This is a genomic window from Nocardioides luteus, from assembly GCF_000960475.2.
GTDB lineage: Bacteria > Actinomycetota > Actinomycetes > Propionibacteriales > Nocardioidaceae > Nocardioides > Nocardioides luteus_A.
On the sequence record NZ_JZDQ02000011.1, the window covers coordinates 1 to 26,384 of the forward strand.

Sequence of the window (26,384 nt, forward strand, 5' to 3'; positions counted from 1 at the left end):
TTCACCGGCACCCGTGTAGACATACTCGGCCTCTCCGAGCTCGTCGACGACTCCGTCGGCGCAGGTCTCGCCTGCGGTGAGGGTCTTGACGAGCTTCCCTTCGCGGTCCCAGCACATCGCTTGAGCCACGGACCGACGCGCAGCGGCGCCCTCGGCGGTACGGGCCCCGTTGTGGATGGCGGCGATCTCAGTCGCGGACAGGGCCCGGGAGTACAAACCCATCTTCGCGACGGAGACTGGGGAGAAGAACTGGCCCGCAGCCGTGGAGCTGGCATCGGCACCGACGAAGAATCCATCGCGGCCGAGGTTGCCGGGCCGCTTCAACGGGCCTGGCGCATCGACGCTGGCGGCGAGCTGGCCGTCAAGGTAGAGGCGGGCGGTGTCGCCATCCCAGGTCCCGATCGCGTGGTACCACTTCCCGGCCGTGATGTCGGCTTGAGCTTGGCGATAGCCACCGTCGGTGTAGATGGTGAAGGTGAGCTTGCCGTTGTAGACCACCATGGAGGCACCGCCGCCCTCCTTGGCTGAGCACACCGGGTGCTCGGTGGTGTTGGGGAGGGTGCCGTTGTCCTTCATCAGGCACTCGATGCTCATCTCGTCGGTGAGCTTGTCCCACTGGGCATCGCCCATCGCGTAGGAGTAGGCGTCATCGACGCCGTCGAACTTGGCAACCTTCGACCCTGCCAGCCCGAGCTTGGCCCGACGTGTCGCGTCCAGGGTGGTGTCGTCGATGACGGCGGGGGTGCCGTGCTTGGTCATCGCCCGGCCCTGGGCGTCATCGGTCGGGGTGCCGTCGGTGTAGTCGACGTCCAGGACATCAGGTTCTGGAACGGCGACTTCGGCGACTTCGGTCCCAGTCCGGGTCTCCTGGCCGCCAGTCGCGGTGTAGGTGAACCCGCGGGTCGGGAGCGGGGTGATGGTTCCGTTGGCCGCCTTTGTTGTTCCGGTGATCGAAGTGACCGCGTGGGGGCCGGCGTTCCCAGCCTGCGTGTAGTCGTAGTCGGCGGTTTCGGTGGTCCCGGTGAGGCCGTCGCGATAGCTCTGAGTCTCGCGGTTGCTGTTGAGCGGGTTGTAGGTGTAGCCGACCTGATAGGGCGCCGGACCGGCCAGGGCCGGGTTGCCTGGATCGCCAGTTCCGCACTCGGTCGCCAACGCTGGGGTCCAGGCGTGCTTCAGGCGCGCGAGGTTGTCGTAGGTGAAGCACTGCTTCTCTCCGCGCGCACCGACACCGGTGTCCCCGCCGAGGGCGGTGTTGCTGGGGGTGTCGGTGATCTCGGTGATGTTGCCCGAGTCCGTGTACTTGTAGCTCTGGTTCAGGTCGTTCCCCGTGATGCCCTCTCGCTTGAGCACCTGACCGGTGAGCCGGCCGGTGGTCGGGTCGTAGGTGCGGGAGAGCGCGGCGGAGTAGGTGTTGCCGAGGTCGGCGAGCTCGAGCCTGCCGAGGTCGTCGTAGTGGGAGTCGGCCACGTAGGTACCCCACCCGAAACCGCCACCCATCCACCGGGGCTTGGAGGCTTGGTCGTAGTAGGTCGTGACCCGCTCGGACCCCAGAATCGCTGCGGAGTCGGTGGAGGAGATCTTGGAGGTGGTCTGGGAGGCGACCTGGCCGTCGGCCGTGTAGGTGTAATCCACCGAGGCGGACTCGGTCGAGAGCCGGGCCAAAGCTTCGGGGATGTCGCCGGCGGGTCCGGCGCCCTCACCGGTGCCATCACCGGTAGCGGCTTGAGGGTATTCCAGGGTCGTGGTCAGGGGCCGGTAGGCGTCATCGACCTTCCCCGTCCGGGTGGTGTAGTCGCCCTCGCTGGTGTGGCGGGTGGTCGCGTGCTCGATCCCGAGCATCCCGGCCGTGTCCGGGTCGGCGGTCGGGTCGCCGTCGTAGGCGTGCTCGACCCGGATGTTCCCGCCGATCGTGTCATCTCGGAGGGTCAGAGGTCGACCAAGCTTGTCGTAGGTGTAGGCGATCGTCTTGCCTGTGCCGTTGGTGACTGTCTTCGGCTGCCCATCCGTGGTGTAGGTCGTGTTGGTGACCCCAGCATCTGGGTCGTCAGCGCGCGTTTGGCGGCCAGCGAAGTCGTACTCGTAGGACCAGGTCGTGCCCGCTGGGTCCTTGAGTTCGATCAGCTGGTCGGACTGGTCGTAGGTATACGTGGTGTCCTGGGTCGCAATGCCGTCGTGCTGGCGCTGGATCTTGGTCCGGCCGAGCGCATCAACGATCGTCGTGGTCTTGACCCCACCATCGGGCGGGGTGATGGTGGTCGCTTTACCGTTGTAGGAGGTGAGGGTGCGCCACTTCTCGTCATAGCCGTTGACCGAAGGGTCGGACCAGAGGATCTCGTCGGTGACTCGGCTCGCCTTGTCGTAGAGCCACGAGACCATCTTGTCCGGCTCGACAATCGTCTTGTAGTTCAACAAGTCTGCGGTCGGCTTCCCGGCAACAGAGAGCCACGGGCCGTACGTTTTCTGCTTCTCCCCGGCAGTGTTGTAGACGGTGTGGGTCATCACCCGGGTGTCAACCGCCTTGGACCGGTTCTGGTACGAGTCGCCGGTGTTTGCGGACTCAGTCTGAGTCTGAAGCTCGCGGCCCAAGCCGTCGCTGATCGCGACCGCTGTGTGGTAGCCGTCCCCGTGAGCGTTGAGGGTCTGGGTCGTGACCGCGTTGATGCCGTTGGCGCGGTCGGTGTAGTCGTACTTGACCGAGGCCTTGCCGATGCTGGCGTGCTGCGGATAGGTCACAGTCAGCAGACGGCCCAAGCCGTCATAGCTGGCCTTGGTGACCCTGTCGTTGACGTCCTTGGCCTCGAGCACGACACCGAGGAACGGGTCGTACTTCTTCGAGGTCACGAATTCCGGCCGCCACCCAGTTGTGCCGTCGATGTCACCCTGATTGGTGGTGATCTGTTCGACCAGACCAGCACCAGCCGGGGCGTAGGTGGTGGTCGTGGTTCGGTCGACCGCCGGGTCGTCTGGATAGACCGTCTCGCTAACCGTCCGGCCGAGAGCGTCCGTGGTGGTCTTGCTGATGCGGACCATCCCTGCCCGGCCGGCACCGTCCATCGTGCCTGCCTTGACCGCACCGACCGTGGTCGAGGTGGTGGCAACCTTGGGGTCGATGGCCCAGGTCTCGACCGGGATCCCCTCGGCGTTGACCTTGACGACCTCCTCACTGAGCAGGTCCGAAGGCGCGACCGCGTCGAGATCGGTCGAAGAGGGGCAGGCGCCGACGTCGGCTGCGGTCGTGTTCAGGGTCTGGGTACGCCACACCAGGCCACGCTGGTTCGCGAGGTCAGCGGGGGCAGTGCGATCACGGTGGGCATACGCCATCCGGACACACGTGTCATCAGAGTCCGTGCCCAGATCGCCGCGGTCGCTGACCTTGGTCGGCTGACCGTACTCGTCAAAGGTCGTCGAGGTGAGGGTGCGGAAGTCCAGGCCCGTCGTGGTGTCGCCGGTGGCGTCGTAGGAGAACCCGTATTCGTCCGACCCAGTGACCCGGGTCGCTTCGAGCTTGCCCTTGGTCACCACAGGCGCGGAGATGTCGGTCCTCGTGACGGTCTCAGAGACCTTCTTACCCTCGTTGAACGAGATAGTGGCGAACACGTCTCCGACACGTGCGTCCTCATCGTCGGCGACCGAGACCTTGTGTCCCTCCGCGCCTGCAGTCAGGGTCTGGGATGCCTTGCCGCGGTAGTAGAAGGTCTGGACCGGGCTGGTCGCCTCCGTGCCCACGCCTTGGGTGGTCTTGACCCATTTGAAGCCACGGAACTCCGAGTGGGTGAGGTTCTTGGGATCGGTGATCGCTGCGACCGGCTCGGCCCAAAACGCTCCACCCGCGGTGTCGTAGTCGTAGTGCGTCTCGGTCGGTGCCGAACCCGTCGGAAGGATCGCCGCATCGGCGGGGTTCGAGGACCCGGAAGCGACGATCGAGGACACGACGTATTTCTGGAACCAGTCGACAATCGGCTCCGGCTCTGTGGTATCGCCGGCCACGCTCATCCACTTGACCGGGAAACACAACCGCCTGTTCCCCGCACCACCGTCTCCGCCAGGATCTGTGGCGGCGGGCTTGGTGGCGCAACCGCCCTTATAGCCGATCGAGACACTCGCACCCGACTCGGTGCGGATGGCGTTCAGGCGTGGGCGCCACATGCCGGCCGCATTGTCGGTGGAGGTGTCGAGCCGGTTCTTCATCGCTACCCAGCCCAGTTCCACCGACGGCAACGTGACATCAGGGGCATTGCTCGAGCCGCCACGGCCGATGTGGGTGATCTTGTCCAGCCGCAGGATCCGGCCGGTGCCGCCCTTACCCACCGAGTAGTCACCGGGCGAGAACCACGACTGCCCAAGCTGCCACTCATCAACCGTCACGTCGGCACCAGCACTCGTGTCGTAAGCCAGGGTGCGGACTCCGGTGAGCTGCTTGGTGGTGTAGAACGCCGGGGAAACCTTCTCCTTGCACTCGGTCGCGTCCGCGGCACAGCGCAGATCGGTCGGTACGTCGGTCTTGGTAGCGCCAGCGTCCGTCCACTCGCGCGCAGTGGTTTCGAAGATCACCTTCGCCGGTGCATTCGTCGGGGTGTCGGGGCCGTCCGTGACCTGGCGGGTTCCGTATTCGATCCTCTTCAACCAGCCACCTGGCTGATATTGGCGGACTTTCTCGCCCATGTCCGCGCCGTACGCGGCGGTGTTGGAGCCGTAGAAGTAGGTCATCGAGTTCCCTGTCGGGTCCACGACATAGTCCAGGTTCCACCGCCACGCCTGCTGGACCGCCGAGGCCGCGAACGAGGAGTCATAGCCCGGCTCACCGGGGTGGTTGCCGTAAACCGGGGTCGTCCAGGTCGAGTTCAGTGCCTCGCCCTCGACTGGTGCGCGGTCACGACCGAAGTAGTAGACGGTCCCATCGACGCCGGTGACCTTCCAATACTCGCCGCTGGCATCTCGCAACCCGGCCGGGACACCGTCGGGCGCCGGGGCTCCGGTGAGGTGTTGGATCTTGGTGCCGTCGATGTCCTTCGGGAGCCACTCGCCGGTCTCATCGTTCTTGACCAGGGCAACCGAGGTCCCGCCCAGCATCAAGGTCGCGTTGTCGATGCCCCAACACAGGTCGCCGGTGCGGTGGGTCTTGTTGTTCGCCGTGGTCCCGGACTTGTCGTCGCGGTCGTCATCACAAGGGACGTAGGAGCGCTCGATGTAGCCCGGCTCCAGTTCGAAACCCTCTCCCACCCATGAGGTCTGGTTGTTGGTCGAGGCGACCCGGCCATCCGAAGACGCCGAGGAGTACGAGAGGCCGAGCTCGGGAACGAGGCCGCCGGCGGTCTCGGGGACGTCGATCGGATACGACCAGGTGAACCCACCTGTCGCGCCCGAGGTACCCCATGTCGAGGACGGCGCCAACGAGGTCGCCGACCAGTCCCCGCCTTCTCCTGCCGATCCAGGTGTCTGTGGCGGGGTCGTGGTCAAAGCCGAGATCGCACCCTCAGCGCCCTCGGGCTCGACCGCTTGCCGGTCACTATCTGAGCCACTGCGCTTCGTCGACTTCGCAGATGCAGACGTCGACGAGCTGGGCGACGGCTCAGCCAACCCAAGCGAGGCGTCGGCGCTCGGAGCCGCGCTTGCGCTCTGGCCGGCAGTAGCCTCTGCAGACGGCGCAGTCTGCGTCCCGGCCGACTCGTCTTCACTGGTGGACTTCACAATCGATGCGGCTGGGGCCTTGGCGGCTGGCTGTGAGGAAGGAGCCGCTGCCGGTGCCGTCAATGGCTCCTCGCCCGGATCGGGCTCAGGCTCGTCCAGCCGCTGGACGTCATCGACAGCACCCTCGATGGTGTCATCGGATTTTACCGTCTCCGCGGCCGGATCCAAGGCCCCGCCGGTGACGTCGGTCGGGTCCGGCAGCGCCGCGAGCGCTGCGTCGAAGGTCACCTCACGAGAATCGACCGGAGGCGTCAGCTCGTCCTCGGTGAACACACCGATCGTGGTCACCGACGCCTGCGCCGGGGCGCCCACGGCGACGCTCAGCATCGCCCAGGACATGCCCGCAGCGGCCAGCACGCCTGCGGCCCGTGCGGCACGACGCGCGAGAGAAACAATGGTTGAAGTACTCATGATCTTGTCGCTTCTACTCGCGGATCAGTTCTGGGTGGGGTTGAGGAACTTGTCCTCGTCCTGGCCCTGCCAGGCCTCAGCGCCCTGACACATTCGGCGGACCTTGGCCTCAGCGAGCACGTCGCCCTTGAAGACCCGGATGTTGTCGATCACGCCCTTGATGTGGTCGGCCGGCTCGCCCAAGTAATGGCTGTGGCCGATATAGAGCTCTCCCCTGGGCAGCGCCAACGGTCCGGTGAACGAGGCATCCGCCCGGACCACCTCTGCATCCCGGGGTGCATCGGGAGTACCGGCATTGCAGGTCCATAGCCGCAATGTGTCGTCGGCCTGGTTGGTGACGGCGCCCTTGTCATACTCGGCCGTCAGATGGACCCACTCGCCGATCTTCGCGGCACGGGCCGAGGAGACCTGCTTCCACGTGTTCGATGAAGTCTTGACCAGCAGCACCCAACATCCAGTGCCCTCAGTGCTTGGACAGGCCGCCGTTGAGGAGGTAGATGCGGTGTGGGGCCGATACGCGAGGCGGATCACGTCGTTGCCGTTGTATTCCTGGGACAGGATCGAGGTCCACTTGTTCGGATTGATCGCATCATCGAGCTTCACATGTGCTGAAACCACGAACGACTGCGTCGTGTCCACCACCTGTGCCTCAGAATGGACATCCTCATCCGCGCTCCCAGAGAACCCGAGCGCGTAGTCGTCATCACGGGCCCCGAAGGCACCATGTGGCCCCTTGACCGAGTGGTCGACACCATCCAAAACCAGGGACCCGGCCGGCGTCTGTTCCCCTGCGTCTTTGACCGAGACATCACGGCCCGGGTCATCAACATCATCGAACGACCAAATGCCGTCCTCTCGAGCGGTCGCGACGGTGAAGTTCGCGGTCCCCTGGGTCGACTTGTTCAACGCCTTGTCGACCGTCCACGCCTTCAACCAGCCCGTGTTCGCCACCGTCGGCGCCCAGCACACCACGATCGACGAGCTCGTCGAGGACACCGTGGTCACACTGGCCTGGTTGGAGAACTGGTACTCGTACTTGACCACGTCTGACGAGTTCGCGCCCCTCGTGATCTTGAAGCAACCGGTCTTGCCGACACCGCCCAGGTCCAAGTCCGGGTCGTCGTAGACCGCCTGAACCCGAGAGTCCTCGCTCGGCTGTAGCGCCGTGACTACCGGCGCGCCCGGATCGGTTCGGTCGACTCCGAACTCACACCACGCCGACGGTGTCGACCCGAACGGCACATCGTTCGGACGAAGCTTGGCAATGTTCGGGTCGTCATAGGCCGTGGCACGCCACCGGTAGGTCGCCGTCGCCAAGGACGGCATCCCCAGCCCGGAGGTGGTGTGAGGGCTCCCGCTCCGGGCAGTGGTGTAGCCCGAGGTCCACGTCGTCGACCATGCGCCCGAGACGTATTTCTGCAAGGTGAACCGCACCCGCGAGAGGTCCCCATCAGGATCGCTGGCCGAGGCGGACAACAGAACGGTCGGTTCGTTCAACAACGGGCGAGTGGAGCCCGTTACGCAGCCCCGCGAGTCGGTCGACAGGCTGGTCGGTGTGTTCGGGGCTCGGTTGTACTCCACCTCGAGCTTCGCGTCCCACCGATAACGCTTCCACCCCGCCATCGACGAGGTATCAGCCGCTGCTAGACCGATCGAGAACGTGTCGTCGTTCCACTCAACCTTCTGCTTCGCCCCCGCCAAGACATTGAACTCGACCCACTTCGGGCCGGTCGGGCAACCCGACTTGTGGTGGAGCGTCCTGTTGCCCATCTCACGGTCGGAGGTGAAGTAGCCCGCGTGAGAGTTCCACGTCGAGGTCGAGGTCAGGTCCGCCATCCGGTAGGACTTCACCATCTTGTCGGTGCAACTGTAGGAATGCGTCCCGTAGGCAGAGAACGACGCAGAGATCAGCTCACGCGGCTCCAACACCGTGAACTCACCCAGGCCACCGAACTCCCAGATCAGGCGCTTGGTCGTTGTCCGGTTGCACTCCGCCGCAACTCCATAGACACACCGGCCGACCCCGGTGCCGTTATCGCTGCTGAACTTGTAGCCCGAAGAAGAGGATGGCAACGCCGACTCGATCATCGTCCACTCCGAACGCGAGTTCGTCGCCGCCGGATCGAAGTGCAGGGGCCAAGAGGTCCGATCGTCATTGACCATCGCCTCATCGACCGCTGCCGTGAACGAACGTCCGTTTGCAGCGACCTTGGTGCGCATCAAAGCGACCTCATCCCCAGAAAGCGGCGCACCTGCACGGTCGGCCGCGGCCGCTTCAGACGCAGTCTTCGAGGCAGACGCGCTGTCCGACGACTCAGTTCCCGAGGACGTGCTGCCGGAGGACTTGCTGCCTGACGTCTTCGTCCGCGACCCACTCTCGGCTGCGGTCGACTCCGATCCGGCCGCATCCCATTGACGTGCCACCGGAGAGACCAGCACGACCTCGCCCTCAGGGTTCACCGCCTGCAGCGTGCCGTCCGAGGCAACGCCATCCGGACCCGCACCATCGGGTTCGGGCTTCCATTGCGCGCCCTTGAGGGTCATCTCAAACGCCACTTGGTCCGACCCCGCAGCCGCAGCCGCCGACTCCACTGCCTTGAACGCATCCGGCGAGTCGACTCGCAAGACCGGCACCATCCCGGAAGCATCAGGCTCGACCGATGCCAAAAGACGAGCGCCCACAATTGGAGATCCGCCGGCGTCCAACACAGGCCACGACACCCGCGAACCAACGCTCGACTCACCCGCTCCCGAGCCATTGGCGACGTCCTCGACCTTCGCCACACCGAGGCCCAGCGGGAGCTCGAACCCGACCGAAACCCCGGCGTCGGTCACGCCCGGGTCGGTCATCGATGCAAACGTGCTCCCAGCAGCAACAGGACCTGCGTCGAACCGGAAGTCGAAGACCCCCGAGGCCAATGTGAGGTCGTCCGACCCCGCCACCCGCACCAGAGCAGGCGCGACCGGCTCCCACTCACCCGAGATCTTCGTCCGGGTCGCGGCCGCGGCGCACCAACTTCGTTGCCGAGCCCTGATCGACTGCGTAATAGGTGTCCCACGGAGTGTTCCGCTCCCCGATCGCCACCTCCACGTCGCACACCGCCGAGATCTCGGTCGCCAACGCCGCCGACTCCGCAGCAGCCGTCCCTGGATCGACCTTCGAACAGTCCACAGTCGAGTTCGGGTACCGATCGAAGTCCTCCGGATCGACGACGTCAACTGTCGTCAACCCAAACGCAGCCAGCAGACGCCTCGCCGTCGGCGACTCGCTCGAGGCAGCCACCAACGCCGCCGAGGCCGAGCCGGCCAACAGGCTGACCACGACGAGGCCGCCGACAATTCCCGTCAGGATCGGTCGACGACGCCACCACCCGGCAACAAGACCGACGACGAGTCCGACGGCGGGGCGCAGCATCCGGGCCGGCCAAGATGCGATGTTGGGAATCTTCAACAGAACTCCTCGAGAACGAAGACAACGCAGCTCTGGAGTCCCCGGCCCGATCCAGCCTCTGGAGCAGATCCCACATCTTTCCGAATGGACCATGCGAACAGGTCGCGAAGACCTACCGGCTTCCTGCCTTTTCCTTTACCAAGGAAGGTAAACAAAAGATCAACCTTTGACCGAAAGTCAACCGAACCTGGCAAGGTCGAGGAGATAGTTCCGGAATGCCACCGGAGGTATCGGCCGCATGGCCATGCACACACGATGCACGACAGCACATCACGCTTGACAGGCTCAACGGTCCGCTTCTCTTTGACGAGAGGGGCATTCGACTTCTACGCAATGATCACGCCATCGGGCTGACCATCGCCGAATGGCGCATCCTTCGCCTGCTACACGACCACGCTCACCAAGCTGTCCCGCGCATGCAACTGCTCATGGCCGCCGCCAACGGTCGCCTCCCCGGCAGCGACCGCAGCCTCGACACCCACATCAGCCGCCTCCGCGACAAGATCGAGACCGACCCGCGCTGGAAGATCCATAGCCCTCAAAGTGCGGAGATTGCCCGCGAGCGCAGGATGCGGCGGATCATCCACACGGTCAACAACTACGGATACCGTCTCGATCCTCGCTAGCCAAGGGCCCGCTACTGGATCAGGTTCATCACTCGCCGGCCGCGAGCGTACGCCGGTGCCACCAGGTCATCGTGAGCCCGGCGAGCAGACCGGCGAGACCGAAGAAGGCGATGGCGTTGACGAGCACCTGCCCGGCGTACGGCCCGACGTCGGCCATCCGGCCGGGGCCGACGGCGCCGCCGGCGACACCGGAGAGGATCGCCACGAGCAGGCCGGCGACGACGCCGGCGCTGACGCCGCGGAGCGCGCCTTCGGACCAGCGCAGGGTCGGCCGGACCCGGGAGACGTGGCAGACGGCCCAGAAGGCGGTGAGCGGGCCGAGGGCCATCACGGCGGCGACCCAGGCGGGCGGGGCGCCGTTGTCGGGGAGCGCGGCGAGCATCGGGAACATCGGCAGCGGACCGAGGGTCACCGCCGTCGGGGTGACGGTGGTGCCGACGCCGACCGAGAAGCCCGGGCCCAGGGCATACGCGCTGGAGAAGAGGACGGCGTTGGGCAGCACGAGGACGGCGAGCAGCGAGTAGAGGATGATCCCGCCGACGTCGAGGTGGAGCTGGGAGACGACGTTGATCGAGGTGGTGAAGTCGGCGAAGAGGGCCGCGAAGAAGACCAGCGTGCTGACCGCGAACCACCAGAGCAGGATGGATCGGACCATCACGAGTACGTCCACGGCCGCGCGCGGCAGCAGGGTGATCCACAGCGCCGCACGCCCCGAGCCGACCGCGATCGCGGGCAGAGCCACGACGACGCAGAGCCCCACCGACCAGGCGAAGACGCCGGCGATGCTCGGCGCGGTCTCCGGGGTGCCGGCGACGATGGCGGTGACCAGCGCGGTGCCGGCGTAGCCGAGCGTGAAGAGCCCGGCGACGACCGGGACGGTCAGGTCGCGCTCGCCGTCGGCGAGGGCGTTGGCGTCGGGGCCGTGCAGCGAGACGGCGTCGCCGACCCGGACCGCGACCTGCCACATCGCCCAGGCCAGGACGAGGGTGAGCCCGAGCGGGACGACGGTGACCGCGACGCCCGAGACGAAGACACCCGAGCCGTGGCCGACCAGCCAGCCGAGCGCGGCGACACGCAGGGCGTCCGAGGGCTCGCCGTGGGCCCCCATGTCGCTGATGAACCAGCCGAGGATGCCGATCGCCAGGCACACGACCAGCGTGGAGGCGGCCGTGCCGACGCCGCCCAGCAGGGCGACCGCGACCAGTGGGCGACGGTGGCGAAGATCGTGGAGATCATCCGCGACCCGCCCAGGGTCAGGGGTGCGAGGAGGCAGCAGCGACGACATCGCCACTCATCCTCGCAACCCGCGTCGCCGCGATCTCGGCGACGCGCCGCCAGCGCCGGTCACCGGCTTGGTCACAGCCGTTGATACCCAGCTGTGCATCTGCGGGTCATCTGCCGGTATTGCCGATCATTCGACCGAATCACCTACAGTTGGCGGCTGACATGGGCATGACCACGGCAGACCACGAGACCTTCGAGGCGTTCTATCAGGACGTCCGTGGACGCCTCCTTCTCCAAACCTGGTCGCTGACCGGTGATCTGGAGGCCGCCAAGGCCGCCGTACGCGGCGCGCTGGTCATCACCTGGCACCACTGGCGCAAGGTGAAGCCGATGGACGACTTCGAGCGCGAGGACTGGGTGCGCCCGATCGCGTGGTCCAAGGCGATCCGCAACCACTCGGTGCCGCTGCTCCACCGCGACCAGACGATCGCGCCGCAGGCCCGCCACACCCTCTCCGCGCTGCGCAGCCTGCCGCTCCACGAGCGCAAGGTCTTCCTGCTCGGCCACCTCACCAGCGTCGACCTGGCGCAACTGGCCCGCGAGGTCGGCACCCCGATCAGCCGCACCGAGACCGATCTGCAGGGCGCCAACGCCGCCATCTGCGACGAGCTCGGGATCGCGCCGGAGCAGCTGCAGTCGATCTTCGACCCGCTCGTCGACGTGCTCACCGAGCAGCCCTGGCCGAAGACCGCCACGATCACCACCGCCGGCGCCGTGCGCCGTCGGGTGCACACCGCCATCGGCGCGGCCGCGGCCATCGCCGCCCTGGTCGGCACCGGCTTCTTCGTCACCCAGGACGCCGAGACCGAGCCGCGGCTCAACACGCTCTCGATGCAGTCGGCGGCCGAGGAGTTCGAGGTCGAGCCGAGCCAGATCCCCGGCAAGAAGCTGACCGCCAAGGACCTGATGACCGAGGAGGAGGTCGCGAAGATCTACGGCGGCTCCTGGGCCGTCGACATCTCCTCCGACAACCTCGAGGGCACCGGTCTCACCATCCCCTGCCAGGCCGACACCTCCGCCGACAAGCGTCCGGTCGCGAGCCTGGCGCGCACCTTCATCGCCAAGGCCAAGGCGACCACCGCCGGCACCACGATCGAGTCCTCGGTCGACGCGAAGGCGGCTGCCGCGGCGTACAAGAAGATGCAGGGCTGGTACGCAGCGTGTGCCGAGCCCCGCTACCAGCTGATGTACACCGAGTCGGTCGGCGGGATCGGCGACGAGGCGACCCTGTTCACCTACCGCGACTGGGAGAACGACCGGGCGGTCACCTACGGCGTCGCGCGCACCGGCAGGCACACCGCCGCGGTCACGGTGAAGACCGAGGGCAAGTCCAGCACGACCGCCGCCAAGACCTCGACGATGCTCGGCACCGCCGTCCACAACCTCTGCTCGATGCCCGGCGCGGGCGCGTGCGTGGAGACCAAGCGACCGCGTGCGGTCGTGGTCCCGATCCCCACGGGCAAGGCGCCCGGCCTGATCAACGAGACCGATCTTCCCCCGGTCAGCACGGTCGGCGACCCGTGGGAGGGCACCGAGGCGAAGGCCGCCAAGACCAACCCGGCTCAGACCCGCTGCGACGGCACCGAGTTCACCGCCAAGGGCATCTCCGCCGCCCAGACGCGCTCCTTCGTGATCCCCGAGACGAAGAAGAAGCTCGCCCCGATCTTCGGGCTCACCGAGACGGTCGGGAAGTTCGGCTCGGCCAAGGAGGCGCAGGCGTTCAACGTCGCGATCAAGGGCCGGCTGGACAAGTGCAGCGACAAGCAGCTCGGCAGCCACGTCACCCAGGTCGCGACCGAGTCGATCAAGGACGGCGCGATCACGGTGTGGTACATCCGGGTCGAGCTCGAGAACACCTCCATCTACTACCGGATGGCGGCGATCCGGCGGGGCGCCAACGTGGCCCAGATGAGCTTCGTGCCCGACGGCGACGCCGACATCAGCAACTCCGACTTCGTCGCGCTCGCCAAGCGCGCTGCGTACCGCCTCGACTATCTCTGAGGCTCCCCCGCCAAGACTTTCTCCTCCGGATGCAACCGGACCTGCCACTCAGCCATCTGAACCTCTGAGACTGGCGCAGGGCCAGATCGTGGATCCGCCGGTCCGGGGAGGCAAGCGATGGACGAGGACGAGTTCGACGCGTTCTACAACGCGTCCTACCGCCGCGTGTGCGCTCAGGTGTACGCCATGATCGGCGACTCCGACGAGGCCGCCGAATGTGTCCAGGAAGCCTTCGCCCGCGCCTGGGCGCACCGGCGCAAGATGTCCTCGGTCGACTACCCCGAGGCCTGGGTCCGCACCACCGCCTACCGCCTCGCCGTGGGCCGCTGGCGCCGCAAGAAGTACGCCGGTCGCGCCGCCGACAGAGCCGTCGGCGTCCGGATGGAGATGCCCGCCGTCGACGAGACGCACGTCGCTCTCGTCGCCGCCCTCAAGAAGCTTCCCGAAGCCCAGCGCCAGGCCATCGTCCTGCACCACATCGCCGACCTGCCCGTCCACCAGGTGGCCGCCGAGGTCGGCGTACCGACCGGAACCATCAAGGCGCGGCTCTCGCGCGGCCGGACCGCCCTGGCCGCCCTGCTCGCCGACGAAGCACCTGGCACAGCACTGGAAGGAGGCGTGCGATGAACGACCCGATCTCCCGCCTGGACCAGTTCCGCGCCAACACCCCTGGAGCACCGATGAAGTCCGCAGCCGAGGTACGCCGACGGGGTGACCAGATCCGCCGCCGCCAGCGCACCATCGTCACCGCCGGCGCGGTGGCCCTGGCCGCGGTCGTCGCCGGACCGATCATCTTCCTCTCCGCCGGGTTCGGCGAGCGCGCCACCGAGCCCGAGCCCGCCCCGGCGCCGACACCGAGCCAGACGCCGAGCACCGTGGCACCGAGCCCGTCCGCCTCGACGCCCGTCTCGGACCTCACCCGCGCCAACCTGCCGGTCGAGGGCGACCTGGTCGCCGAGGAGCCGTACCCGAAGTGGGTCCAGGACCAGACCTACGACGGCGAGGGCAGGAGCGACTACAACGAGTGCCTGGCCACGTCGTTGGCCGATGCCGGAGCGCTGGCGACCTTCCGCCGCGACTTCGTCCCCGAGGCCGGGAAGGAGTACGCCGACTCGGCCGGAACGCTGACGGCGGTCGCCGCCGAGTTCGCCTCGGCGGACGAGGCCGAGAAGGTGCGCGCGAAGCTCTCCGAGGCCGCCAGCTCCTGCACTCCCGTGGACGGATCGGACGTCGCCGGCTCGCTCCCCGTCGAGGGCGGCGTCATCTCCCACGGCGACGTCAACGTCGTGACGTACGTGCCCGAGGACCCCAGCCTGAACGCCCGTCGGGAGGTGGCGACCGCCGTCGTCACCGTCGAGGACCGGCTTCTGGTGATCACCCGGCGGCGGGGCGTACAGGACTACGTGTCGCCGACCAGCGTGCGGGATTCGGCCCTGGCCGCCGCCTACCGTCTCGCCGGGTCCACGCCGCCACCCACGACGGCGTCGACCTCGCCACCGAGCTCACCGCCCTCGTCCGCACCCGCGCCGATCCTCAGCGACGCCGATCTGGTCCTCGCCGGGTCGCTGCCGGGGCTGCCGCTGCCGGGTGAGTCGTCGGCGACGTGGCAGCAGGTCGCGACGCAGCCGACCCCGACGCTCTACTGCCAGGGCGCCTGGCTCTCCTCGCTGAAGGCCGCCGAGTCGGTCAGCCGGGAGTTCCGCCTCGAGAACCCGGAGGAGATCGGCAAGGTCAACGTGGCGGTGCTGGAGTTCGCCACGAAGGCGGCTGCCGATGCGGCGTACGAGAAGGTCCACGGCTGGCTCGACACCTGCCCGGCCACGATGGCCGACGCGAAGCTCTACACGGCCGGGCCGATCGAGTCCGTCGAGATCGACAGCGACCCGAAGGTCGACCGTGCTGCGCAGACGCTCGCCGAGTACGCCGCCGACTGCGGTGGCGAGGGCTGCGACTCCACCTGGTACGACCACCAGACCGTCGCCCAGATCGGGACCAGGCTGGTGCTGGTCACCCACGCCGAGGCCGGTGGCCCCTGTCCGCCGACGACCGCCTGCCCGCCGGAGCAGGACGCGGACTACGCCGAGTGGGACAAACGGGTCGCGCAGACCGTCGAGGCGACCGTCGACCGGGCCGTTCGGGACCTGTCGTGACCCCGGGTGCGCATCAGCTGCAATTGAACTTTACGCTCACGCCTGTCACCGCTGACACTGACGCTCGGGCCAGCGTGAGGCCACGTGTGCGGGACAGCCAGCCGGGGAGGCGAACGATGGACGAGGACGAGTTCGACGCGCTGTACAACGCGTCCTACCGCCGCCTGTGTGCTCAGCTGTATGCCATGATCGGCGACTTCGACGAGGCATCCGAGTGCGTGCAGGAGGCGTTCGCCCGCGCCTGGGCGCACCGGCGCAAGATGTCCTCGGTCGACTACCCCGAAGCCTGGGTCCGCACCACCGCCTACCGCCTCGCCGTGGGCCGCTGGCGCCGCAAGAAGTACGCCGGCCGCGCCGCCGACAGAGCCGTCGGTGCTCGCACGGAGATGCCCGCGATCGACGAGTCCCACGTCGCTCTGGTCGCCGCCTTGAGGCAGCTCCCCGAGGCTCAGCGCCAGGCCATCGTCCTGCACCACATCGCCGATCTGCCGGTGCATCAGGTGGCCGTGGAGGTCGGTGCCCCCACCGGCACCGTCAAAGCCCGCCTGGCTCGAGGACGAGCCGCCCTGGCGGAGCTCCTCGCCGAGGACAATCCCGGCGCCGTCTGGAAGGAGGCCTGAGATGAGTGACCCGATCTCGCGTCTGGACCAGTTCCGCGCCGACGCCCCCGGAGCGCCGATGAGCTCCGCCGCCGAGGCACGGAGACGGGGTGACCAGATCCGGCGCCGCCGCCGTGCTCTCGTCACCGCCGGCGCCGCGGCCGTGGCCGCGGTCGTCGCCGGGCCGGTCGTCTTCCTCTCCACCGGTCTCGGCGACCGGGGCGTCGACCCCGCACCGGCCACGAGCGACAGCGCGTTCGCCTCCAGCCCCGCGGACTCCGCTCCGGCGTCCGGCCTCACCCGCGCCAACCTGCCGACCGAGGACGACCTCGTCGCCGACGACCCCTACCCGGCATGGACCCAGGAGCAGACCTACGACGGCGAGGGCACCGACACCTACAACGACTGCCTGACCGAGTCGCTGGGCGACCTGGGTGCGCAGACGACGTTCCGCCGCGACTTCGTCGCGAAACCCGGGGAGGAGATGGCCGATGCGGCAGGCACGCTGAACGCGGTCGTCGGCGAGTTCGACTCGGCCGACGAGGCCCGGAAGGTGAGCGTCGAGCTCTCCGACGCCGCGATCTCGTGCCCCGGCGTGGACGGCGCGGAGCTGGCCGGAACGCTCCCGGTCGAGGGCGGCGTCATCTCGGACGGCAGCATCGGCGTGGTGACGTACCAGCCTGATGACCCGGAGATGAACGCGGTCTGGGAGGTCGCGACGGCTGTTGTGTCCGCCGACGACCGGGTGCTGGTGATGACCAGGAAGCGTGGCGTCCAGGACTACGTCCGGCCGACCACCCTGCAGACCTCGGCCGTCAACGCCGCCTACCGGATGGTCGGCGCCACGCCGCCGGGCGAGCCGTCCACGGACCCGTCTGCGGGCTCGACGGCGACCCGGTCCCCGGCGAAGGACGGACTCGGTGCCGCCAACCTGGTCGACGGCAGCACCTTCCCCGCGCTCGACCGCTTCGAGAGCGCTCTGGGCTGGAACCAGTACACGCCCACCCCTGATGTGCCGACGCTGGCCTGCCAGAAGGAATGGCTCTCCTCGCTCGGCGCCACCGCGAAGGTCGCCTCCGACTACCGCTGGGACACCGACCGCGCCATGGTCGGCCAGGTGCACGTCGCGGTGCTGGAGTTCGCCGACGAGGATGCTGCCGGCGCGGCGTACAACGAGGTCATGGAGTGGATGGAGGTCTGCCCGGCCAACAAGCTCGGCGTCGACCCGACCGTCACAGAGCTGCCGATCGACGTCAGCACCGACCTCGACGCCGGGCCGAAGCGCGCGGCCCGGTCGCACGCGACCTACCCGGGCGCCGACGGCGGCGACAGCACCTGGTTCGAGACCGAGCTGGTCGCGGAGTACCAGACCCGGCTGGTCCTGGTCGGCTACGGCGAGCTCGCCGGACCGTGCCCGCCGAGCACCGGAGACAAGAACGACCCGTGCTACCAGCCGGACCAGCCCGACTCCTGGCCCGGCCGGATCCTCGCGATCGAGAAGGCAGCGGTCACCGCCGGGATCAGCGACCTGCGCTGAGGCTCCTACCGGGGTCGGAGACTCCGGTCACACCGGGCGTACGCAGGGAAGACGGTTTTCGGTCAGGGCGTTCGGGTGAGCAGAGCCCCACCCGTACCAACCCCTGGAGAAGCCTTCTCGTGTCCACCGCCCCCACCACTCGACGGCGGCTGCCGCTCCCGTCGTTCTCGGTCCAGATCATCCTCGGCCTCGCGCTCGGCGTCGCCCTCGGTGCCGTCGCGCGAGCGATCGGCCCCGCGGCCGGAGACGAGGCCAACTGGCTGACGACCACCCTGGCCACGATCGGCAGCTCGTTCGTCTCGCTGCTCAAGGCCGTCGTCGTACCGCTGATCTTCACGGCCATCATCGCCTCGATCGCCAACCTCCGCACGGTCAGCAACGCGGCCCGGCTCGCGGGTCAGACGCTGCTGTGGTTCGCCGTCACCGCGGCGATCTCGGTCGCCATCGGTATCGGCCTGGGGCTGCTCTTCCGGCCGGGCAGCAACACCGCGGTCAGCACCGCCGACGCGGCCGAGGCCGGCGCGTCCGCGTCGTGGCTCGACTTCCTCCAGGGCCTGATCCCGGGCAATTTCCTCGGCCTCCAGGCCTCGACGAGCGTCGAGCAGGTCGGCGGGAGCCCGCTCGCGGAGACCGCGCTGAGCTTCAACGTCCTCCAGGTGCTCGTGGTGGCCCTCGCGATCGGTATCGCGGCGCTCAAGACCGGCGAGAAGGCCGAGCCGTTCCTCGCCCTCAACCGCTCGTTCCTCGCCATCGTGCAGAAGGTGCTGTGGTGGATCATCCGGCTGGCGCCGATCGGCACCCTCGGCCTGATCGGCAACGCGGTCGCGACGTACGGCTGGGACTCGCTGAGCTCCCTCGCCTGGTTCGCGGTGGCCGTCTACGTCGGCCTGGCCCTCGTCCTGTTCGTGGTCTACCCGGTGCTGCTGCGCGTCCACGGGCTCAACCCGCTCGCCTACTTCCGCGGCGCCTGGCCGGCCATCCAGCTCGCCTTCGTCTCGCGCTCCTCGGTGGGCACGATGCCCGTGACCGAGCAGGTGACGGTCAAGAACCTCGGCGTCCCGCAGGAGTACGCATCCTTCGCCGTCCCGCTGGGCTCCACGACCAAGATGGACGGCTGCGCGTCGATCTACCCGGCGATCTCGGCGATCTTCGTGGCGCAGATCTTCGGCATCGACCTGAGCATCACCGACTACCTGCTGATCGCCTTCGTCTCGGTCGTCGGCTCGGCCGCGACCGCCGGACTCACCGGCGCCGTCGTGATGCTGACGCTCACCCTCTCGACGCTCGGCCTGCCGCTGGCCGGTGTCGGCCTGCTGCTCGCGATCGACCCGATCCTCGACATGGGGCGCACCGCCGTCAACGTCGCCGGCCAGGCGCTCGTGCCGACCATCGTCGCCAAGCGGGAGGGCATCCTCGACATCGACCGCTACCGCTCCGCCTCCGCGGAGGGCCTGCTGGCAGACGAGCCTGCCACCGTCGCTGCCTGACCTCTTCGGGCTCCAGCGCCCCGGCAGCCATCCGGCTGCCGGGGCGCTGACGTCTCACCCGGGGTAGGAGGCGGCGGAACGCGCGGTCCGGAGCGCCTCGGCCCACCAGGCGAGCTGGGCGAGCATCGCCTTGGCGTAGACGGGTGACTCCGGGTCGTTCGGTCGGCCGTTCTCGTCGAGGCGCTCCCAGTAGCGCGGGAACGCGAGGCGCGCCTGCAGCGGGTGAGCGTGCAGCTCGGTGAGGACGTTCTCCAGGTGCAGGGCGGCATGGCGGCCGCCGCTGTCGCCGCCGTAGGAGACCAGCGCGACCGGCTTGGCCTGCCACTGGGTGAAGTGCCAGTCCAATGCCGACTTCAGCGAGGCCGGGTAGCTGTGGTTGTACTCGGGCGTGACGATGACGAAGCCGTCGGCGGCCTCGAGCGCCTCGGTGAGGTCGCTCTGACCCTCGGGCCGCGGGTAGTCGGCGCCGGCGGCCTTCGGTGACTCGGCGGGCAGGGACAACGGGATCTCGTGGTCGGCCAGGTCGATCAGCTCGACGTCGAGACCGCCGTACGCCTCGGCCTGCTCGGCCATCCAGGAGCCGAAGATCGGGCCACCGCGACCTTCCCGGACGCTGGCGAGGATGACGGCGATACGTAGTGGTTCGTTCATGTCATCCAGCCTCACGTGGATCAGCGGACGCCGGGAGACCGAGCCGAGGCTGGCCCCGGCAGGGCCACCCTGAACACCACCGTGCCCCGTAGGGTTGAGGCCATGCCCGCCAACCCGGGAGCCCTCGGCTCGTTCATCAGAGACCGCCGGGACCGGACCACGCCGGAGAGCGTCGGTCTTCCGGTCGGCGTACGCCGCCGCGCGCCCGGGCTACGCCGCTCCGAGCTGGCCACCCTGGCCGGGATCAGCGTCGAATACCTGGTCCGGATCGAGCAGGGCCGCGACCGTCACCCCTCGCCCCAGGTCCTGCGGGCCATCGGTGACGCGCTCCGCCTCGACGCCGCCGCCCACGAGCACCTGCGCGCCCTGGCGATGGCCTCGAGCGGGCAGTGCATGGGGCCCTACTCCACCGGCCGCGACGTACGTCCCGGCGCCCGTGCCGTGGTGGAGCAGTTCGAGCCGGGGCTGGCGGTGCTCACCAACCGGCTCGGCGACCTGCTCGCCCACACCTCCGGGTTCGACGCGCTCGCCCGGCCGCTCGGCCTGCTGGACCCGGCGGAGCCCAACCTGACGAGGTACGTCTTCCTCGACCCGCGCGCCCGCGAGGCGTTCCCCGACTGGGACCGGGTGGCCGACGACCGGGTCACCAATCTCTACCGCGGACCGACCGCCGGCGCCTCACGCCGGCTCATCGAGGCGATCTCGGAGGAGGCCGGACCGGAGTTCACTGGTCGGCTGAACCGCCACGACCAGCCGCACGGCGGGGTGTGGCGCTGGAACCATCCCGAGGCGGGCGAGCTCCGACTCGACGTCGAGGAGCTCGAGCTCCCGGCGGGCGACAACCAGCAGATCCTGGTGCTGATGCCGGCCGACGACGCCACCGCCGAGTCACTCGACGCGATGCGGCGCCGCCGCTCGGGCGCTCTGCGCGCCGTCTGACGACGCCCTCTGACCCGAGCGGTCAGCTCGACGGGATGTACAGCTTGAAGCCGGCGGGCAGCTTGTCGGGCGCCCGGTGGCCGTTGTAGGTCCGCAGCTCCTCCTCGGTGATGCGGAACTTCTTGGCGACGCTCGCGTAGGTGTCTCCCGCGACGGTCGTGTAGACCGTCTCCCCGGTGCCGGGCTGGGGCGTCGGCTTGGGCTTGGGCTTCGGCTTCGATTTGGCCGGGATCTCGATCGTCGTGCCGGCGAGCAGCTTGGTCGGGTCGTCGTAGCCGTTGTGCGCCATCAGCTCGGCCGCGGTGACGCCGAACTTCTTGGCGATGCCGACGAACGTGTCACCGGCGACGACCTTGTAGTTCTTCAGCTTCGGCTTCGCTGCCGGGATCTTGATCTCGCTCCCAGCCAGCAGCTTGGTGGGATCCTCGTAGCCGTTGTGGGCCATCAGCTCGGCCACCTCGACACCGAACTTCTTGGCGATCCCGGAGAAGGTGTCGCCGGGCACCACGGTGTAGGTCTTCTCCGCCGGCTTCGCGGGCGGGCTCACCACGAGCTCGGCTCCCGCCCGGATCTTGGCCGGGTCGGCGATCTGGTTCCAGGTCGCGAGGTCGGCGACCTTGACGCCGTACTTCTGAGCGATGCCGGAGAGCGTCTCCCCCGGCTGCACGATGTGGGTCTTGCGGGCCGGCTCCGCCTGCGCCACGCTCCCACTCACGCTCTGCGCCGACACCGCCGTCGCGGGAGCCAAACCGGCGCCCATCGACGCGAACGAGGCCGAGGCCCCGATGACAACCGCACCCGAGATCAACCGCGTCATTCGCTTGGTCATGAACGCACAGTAATCCGTCCATACGCTCAGGCGCGCGCATTCGCCCCAAGTCCGCACAGACAAGACCGCCCCGCGACCATGCCGGTCGCGGGGCGGTCAAGATCTGACGTACGTCAGAGGGACTGCAGGATCTCGCGAGCGAGAGCAGCGGTCTCGGACGGCGTCTTGCCGACCTTGACGCCGGCGGCCTCGAGGGCCTCCTTCTTCGCCTGCGCGGTGCCGGCGGAGCCGGACACGATCGCGCCGGCGTGACCCATGGTCTTACCCTCGGGCGCGGTGAAGCCGGCGACGTAGCCGACGACAGGCTTGGAGATGTTCTCCTTGATGTAGGCCGCGGCCCGCTCCTCGGCGTCGCCACCGATCTCACCGATCATGACGATGAGCTTGGTCTCGTCGTCCTTCTCGAACGCCTCGAGGGCGTCGATGTGGGTGGTGCCGATGATCGGGTCACCGCCGATGCCGATGGCGGTGGAGAAGCCGAAGTCCTTCAGCTCGTACATCATCTGGTAGGTCAGCGTGCCCGACTTGGAGACGAGACCGACCGGGCCCTTGCCGGTGATGGTGTGCGGCGTGATGCCGGCCAGCGACTCGCCCGGCGTGATGATGCCGGGGCAGTTCGGGCCGATCATCCGGGTGGCCTTGCCCTGCAGGTAGGACCACACCTCGGCGGTGTCCTGGACCGGGACGCCCTCGGTGATGACCACGATGAGCGGCATCTCGGCGTCGATGGCCTCGATCGCGGCGTCCTTGGTGAACGCCGGCGGCACGAAGAGGACAGACACGTTGGCGCCGGTCTCCTTCATCGCCTCCGCCACGGTGCCGAACACCGGGAGGGTGACGTCCTTGCCGTCGTGGTCCTTGTGGGTGACCGTGGTGCCGGCCTTGCGGGCGTTGACGCCACCGACGATCTGGGCGCCCGAGTCGAGCATCAGGGCGGTGTGCTTCGCACCCATGCCGCCGGTGATGCCCTGGACGATGATCTTGCTGTCCTTGTTGAGGTAGATGCTCATGTTTCTCTCTCCTGACCTCAGGCGTTGGCCAGCTCGGCGGCCTTGTCGGCGCCGCCGTCCATGGTGTCGACGATGGTGACCAGCGGGTGGTTGGCCTCGCTGAGGATCTGGCGGCCCAGGTCCACGTTGTTGCCGTCCAGACGCACGACGAGCGGCTTGGTCGCCTCGTTGCCGAGGATGTCCAGCGCGCCGACGATGCCCTTGGCGACCTCGTCACAGGCGGTGATGCCGCCGAAGACGTTCACGAACACGGACTTGACCTGCTCGTCGTTCAGGATGACGTCGAGACCGTCGGCCATGACCTGCGCGTTCGCGCCGCCACCGATGTCGAGGAAGTTGGCGGGCTTCACGCCGCCGTGAGCCTCGCCGGCGTAGGCGACGACGTCGAGGGTCGACATGACCAGACCCGCGCCGTTGCCGATGATGCCGACCTGGCCGTCGAGCTTCACGTAGTTGAGGCCCTTGTCCTTGGCCTTCGCCTCGAGCGGGTCCTCCTCGTCACGGATGACGAACTGCTCGTGGTCCTCGTGGCGCACCTCGGAGGCGTTGTCGTCCAGCGACACCTTGCCGTCCAGGGCCTCCAGCTTGTCGCCCTCGAGGCGAGCCAGCGGGTTGACCTCGACGAGGGTCGCGTCCTCCTCGGTGAACACCGTGTAGAGGCTCTGGATCATCGACACGGCCTGCTCGAAGACGGGCTCCGGGAAGCCGCACTCGGTCGCGATCTCGCGCGCCTTGGCCTCGTCGACACCCTTGCCGGGGTCGATGCCGATCTGCTTCACGGCGTCGGGGTTGGTCTTGGCGACCTCCTCGATCTCCACACCACCCTCGACGGACGCGATGCAGAGGTACTGCCGGTTCGAACGGTCCAGCAGGAAGGAGAAGTAGTACTCCTCCACCGGCGGGGTCGCCGGGGTGATCAGCACCCGGTTGACCTTGAGGCCCTTGATCTCCATGCCGAGGATGTTCGAGGCGTGCTCGAACGCCTCGTCCGCGGTCTTGGCCAGCTTCACGCCGCCGGCCTTGCCGCGGCCACCGGCCTTGACCTGCGCCTTGACGACGCAGAAGCCGATCTCCTCGGCGGCCTTCCTGGCTTCCTCAGCCGTCTCGACGACGACACCTTCGGTCACGGCGACGCCGTGCTTGGCGAAGAGCTTCTTCGCCTGGTACTCCATGAGATCCACTGATCCACCTGGTCTGTGTGTTGCGGTACGAGGCGGCGTACCGCAGGGATCAGCGGTCGACGTCCTCGTCTTCAGATGTGTCCGTCCTGCACCCTAGACCCCGCCGAGGCCCGGTTACGAGCCCAGGGGCCACGACGTGACGTACGCCACTAGCGGGGTGAGAGGCGGGACACACCGGACATATACCAACAAATCGGCAACCTTCGGTAACAGCCCGTAGCCCTGCGAAGCAGACCCCGTTTGACCCCGTACGACACAGCCCGTCGCTCGAGGATCGGCCCGTTTCGATACCGCATCGAGGCGCAAATGGACCGAAGACACGCGTTTCCAGTGACACGAAGACTCCGCAATCGAGTTTCGAATCTGGCGGAAACACGCAGATCAGCGACTGATTCAGCTGTCGGCGAAGGTGAAATCAGCGAAACGGGCGTGCCACATTTCTTGACCGTGCCCTCCGGTCCGTTACAGTCATGGCTCGCCGTCTGAACCCCGAGCAGCGGAGATATGAACTGATGGGCAACCACCGAGCCGACGTCACCAGTGACAGTCCGCGTTCGGTCACCCCTTCCCCCGGAGCAACCACGAGCAGCAGCTACGTCGGGAAGCGGCGCGCCGCGCCGGCGACCGACAGCCCTGCTTCACGGCCCGCTCCGCGAGCGACCGGATCGACCTCCTACGTCGGGAAGCGACGCGCCGCGCCGTCCCCCGCCGTCGGGACCGCGACACCATCCCCCGCCCCAGAGACTCCCGAAGAGCCGGTGGCCAAGCCCCGGCCCAACCGCGTGGTCCTCGAGCAGACCGGCAAGATGCCGGTCGTCGGGTCCCCGCGCAACGACGAGGCCCTCGACGGCCGCATCTCGACCGGTGAGCTCCGCGCTCTCGTCGAGGGCGACGGCCCCGCCTTCCCGTCCTCGTTCCCGACGACGACCCCGGCCCGGCCGATCGTGCCTGTCCAGCGCCGCGCGACCCAGATCGACCCCGTCCTGGCCGACCTGCTCTCCTCGATGGGCATCGACCCGGACAAGGTGACCCCCGAGGTGCTCGAGGACCTCGGCGTCGGAGGCATGACGACCTCCGAGCTCACCCTGTTCCTCACCCAGCCGACCAAGCCCGCGCCGAAATCCGTGTCGCACAAGGCGGTCTCGACCAAGACGCCGCCGCGCGGCGTTCCGGCCGCTCCCGTCGCCCCGGTCGTTCCGGCTGCTCCCGCCCCGGTGCTCCCCGAGCCGGTGGCCCCGGTTTCTCCGGTCGCTCCCGAGCCGAGCTTCCAGGCGCCCGAGCCGACGCACACCCCGAAGCCGCTGCGGATGGCCAACACCTTTGCGCCGCTGACCGGCAAGGTCCGCGCCGTGCGCCAGGCCCGCCCGATCCCCGCTCCCCCGATGGCCCCGCCGGCGCCGTCCTACGAGCCGGAGGTCAAGGAGCCCCGCGGGTTCCAGGAGGCGTTCGACGCGCCGCCGACGTCGTTCAAGATCGACACCACCTCGTTCCCGGCCCCGCCGGTGTCGCTGCCACAGCAGATCGACTTCGACTCGATGGCGATCGACCTCCCGGCCGAGCCCTACACCGTCGACGCTCCCTACTACGAGGAGCCGCAGGCCGACCAGGCCTACTACGCCGACGACTACTCCGAGTCCTACTTCCGCGCCGAGACCGGCAGCATCGACCTGCCGAGCATCAGCGAGATCGCGACCTACCGGCCCGAGCTGCACGAGTTCCCGGCGGTCGAGACCACCGGCACGACGGTCGGCATCGGCGGCCCCACCCGGCCGCGCACCCGCCGCGCCGCGGCTGCGGCAGCCGGTGGCCGTCCCACGGTCCCGCTGACCGCCGGTGCCGCGGCTCTCGCGGCCGCCATCGGTGGCATCGCGCTGACCGGCGGTCCGACGATGGTCGCCGCCGATGACGTACGCCTCGTCGGCGCCACCGCGCTCGGTGGCGACAGCGACATGGTGGTCGTCGGTGACCGCTCCGCGACCGTCACCCGCAACGACGAGCGCTCCGAGGCCGACACCGCGGCCAGCGACCGCGAGAAGGCTCTCCAGGGCGTCGACGTCCAGGCCGACAAGCAGGACAAGTTCCTCAAGTCGAACATGTGGGAGCTCCCGATCCCGGCGGGCGTCTACCACATCACCGGCACCTTCGGCTCCGCCGGCTCCAACTGGGCCAGCACCCACACGGGCCTGGACTTCGCGGCCCCCTACGGCACCCCGATCCACGCGATCGCCCGCGGCACGGTCACCTCGACCGCCTGGGGCGGGGCGTACGGAAACCGAACGATCATCACCCTCGAGGACGGCACCGAGATCTGGTATTGCCACCAGAGCGACTACGGCGTCTCCGTCGGCCAGACGGTCTCGCCCGGCGAGGTCATCGGCTACGTCGGCTCCACCGGCAACTCCACCGGCAACCACCTCCACGTCGAGGTCCGCCCCGGTGGTGGTGACGCCGTCGACCCCGACGCCGCACTCAACGAGCACGGCGTAGACCCGACATAGCCGAGTCGGCGCAACTGCGCGCCTGGGAGCGAAGCGAGCGAG

The 26,384-nt window shown here is 68.3% G+C and carries 17 protein-coding genes; 9 read left to right on the forward strand and 8 right to left on the reverse strand.

Annotated features, from left to right (window positions below):
- The 3 genes from UG56_RS09270 to UG56_RS09280 form a co-directional block, all read right to left on the reverse strand.
- A partial coding sequence (locus UG56_RS09270) for a LamG-like jellyroll fold domain-containing protein (RefSeq protein ID WP_218145178.1) occupies window positions 1-5,457 on the reverse strand: 5,457 nt, incomplete at its 3' end.
- A gap of 666 nt (window positions 5,458-6,123) precedes the next feature.
- Entirely contained in the window at window positions 6,124-8,949 is a 2,826-nt protein-coding gene (locus tag UG56_RS09275) for a LamG domain-containing protein (RefSeq protein ID WP_143054973.1), read from the reverse strand.
- A 124-nt stretch (window positions 8,950-9,073) separates the two neighbouring features.
- Window positions 9,074-9,550, reverse strand: a complete 477-nt coding sequence (locus UG56_RS09280) for a hypothetical protein (RefSeq protein WP_143054974.1) — start codon at window positions 9,548-9,550, stop codon at window positions 9,074-9,076.
- A 215-nt stretch (window positions 9,551-9,765) separates the two neighbouring features.
- Between UG56_RS09280 and UG56_RS27500 the strand changes: the two genes are divergently transcribed.
- Entirely contained in the window at window positions 9,766-10,176 is a 411-nt protein-coding gene (locus tag UG56_RS27500; RefSeq protein WP_084100807.1) for a winged helix-turn-helix domain-containing protein, read from the forward strand.
- A 28-nt stretch (window positions 10,177-10,204) separates the two neighbouring features.
- Here UG56_RS27500 and UG56_RS09290 read toward each other — a convergent pair whose 3' ends face one another.
- Window positions 10,205-11,461, reverse strand: coding sequence for a cell division protein PerM (locus UG56_RS09290; RefSeq protein ID WP_045549327.1), 1,257 nt, complete (start codon window positions 11,459-11,461; stop codon window positions 10,205-10,207).
- Between the two features lie 161 nt (window positions 11,462-11,622).
- Here UG56_RS09290 and UG56_RS09295 point away from each other — a divergent pair, with 161 nt between their 5' ends.
- The 6 genes from UG56_RS09295 to UG56_RS09320 all read left to right on the forward strand — a co-directional run bounded on the left by UG56_RS09295 (window position 11,623) and on the right by UG56_RS09320 (window position 19,234).
- Window positions 11,623-13,461, forward strand: coding sequence for a hypothetical protein (locus UG56_RS09295; RefSeq protein ID WP_045549326.1), 1,839 nt, complete (start codon window positions 11,623-11,625; stop codon window positions 13,459-13,461).
- Window positions 13,462-13,578: 117 nt separating this feature from the next.
- Window positions 13,579-14,088: an RNA polymerase sigma factor gene (locus UG56_RS09300; protein ID WP_045549325.1), complete on the forward strand. Its 510-nt coding sequence runs from the start codon at window positions 13,579-13,581 to the stop codon at window positions 14,086-14,088.
- A complete protein-coding gene (locus tag UG56_RS09305) occupies window positions 14,085-15,611 on the forward strand; it encodes a hypothetical protein (RefSeq protein ID WP_045549324.1) in 1,527 nt (508 codons plus the stop codon). The genes UG56_RS09300 and UG56_RS09305 overlap by 4 nt, the downstream gene beginning before the upstream one ends.
- Window positions 15,612-15,727: 116 nt before the next feature.
- Window positions 15,728-16,231, forward strand: coding sequence for a SigE family RNA polymerase sigma factor (locus tag UG56_RS09310; protein ID WP_045549323.1), 504 nt, complete (start codon window positions 15,728-15,730; stop codon window positions 16,229-16,231).
- A gap of 1 nt (window position 16,232) precedes the next feature.
- Window positions 16,233-17,747, forward strand: coding sequence for a hypothetical protein (locus UG56_RS09315; protein WP_071326989.1), 1,515 nt, complete (start codon window positions 16,233-16,235; stop codon window positions 17,745-17,747).
- A gap of 119 nt (window positions 17,748-17,866) precedes the next feature.
- The gene (locus UG56_RS09320; protein WP_045551345.1) at window positions 17,867-19,234 is read left to right on the forward strand and encodes a dicarboxylate/amino acid:cation symporter; all 1,368 of its coding nucleotides are present in this window, start codon (window positions 17,867-17,869) and stop codon (window positions 19,232-19,234) included.
- A gap of 54 nt (window positions 19,235-19,288) precedes the next feature.
- Here the strand turns inward: UG56_RS09320 and UG56_RS09325 are convergent, their stop codons facing one another.
- Complete coding sequence (locus UG56_RS09325) at window positions 19,289-19,885, reverse strand: NADPH-dependent FMN reductase (protein ID WP_045551346.1); 597 nt, start codon at window positions 19,883-19,885, stop codon at window positions 19,289-19,291.
- A 102-nt stretch (window positions 19,886-19,987) separates the two neighbouring features.
- On the opposite strand from UG56_RS09325, the gene UG56_RS09330 reads away from it, so the two are divergent.
- A complete protein-coding gene (locus UG56_RS09330; RefSeq protein WP_045551347.1) occupies window positions 19,988-20,824 on the forward strand; it encodes a helix-turn-helix domain-containing protein in 837 nt (278 codons plus the stop codon).
- 22 nt (window positions 20,825-20,846) lie between these two features.
- Here the strand turns inward: UG56_RS09330 and UG56_RS09335 are convergent, their stop codons facing one another.
- The 3 genes from UG56_RS09335 to sucC form a co-directional block, all read right to left on the reverse strand.
- Window positions 20,847-21,653, reverse strand: coding sequence for a muramidase family protein (locus UG56_RS09335; RefSeq protein ID WP_084100813.1), 807 nt, complete (start codon window positions 21,651-21,653; stop codon window positions 20,847-20,849).
- A gap of 113 nt (window positions 21,654-21,766) precedes the next feature.
- Window positions 21,767-22,663: a succinate--CoA ligase subunit alpha gene (gene sucD / locus UG56_RS09340; protein ID WP_045551348.1), complete on the reverse strand. Its 897-nt coding sequence runs from the start codon at window positions 22,661-22,663 to the stop codon at window positions 21,767-21,769.
- A gap of 17 nt (window positions 22,664-22,680) precedes the next feature.
- Window positions 22,681-23,844, reverse strand: coding sequence for an ADP-forming succinate--CoA ligase subunit beta (gene sucC / locus UG56_RS09345; RefSeq protein WP_008364063.1), 1,164 nt, complete (start codon window positions 23,842-23,844; stop codon window positions 22,681-22,683).
- A gap of 470 nt (window positions 23,845-24,314) precedes the next feature.
- Here sucC and UG56_RS28660 point away from each other — a divergent pair, with 470 nt between their 5' ends.
- The gene (locus UG56_RS28660; RefSeq protein WP_218145179.1) at window positions 24,315-26,342 is read left to right on the forward strand and encodes a M23 family metallopeptidase; all 2,028 of its coding nucleotides are present in this window, start codon (window positions 24,315-24,317) and stop codon (window positions 26,340-26,342) included.
- The last annotated feature ends 42 nt before the right edge of the window (window positions 26,343-26,384 follow it).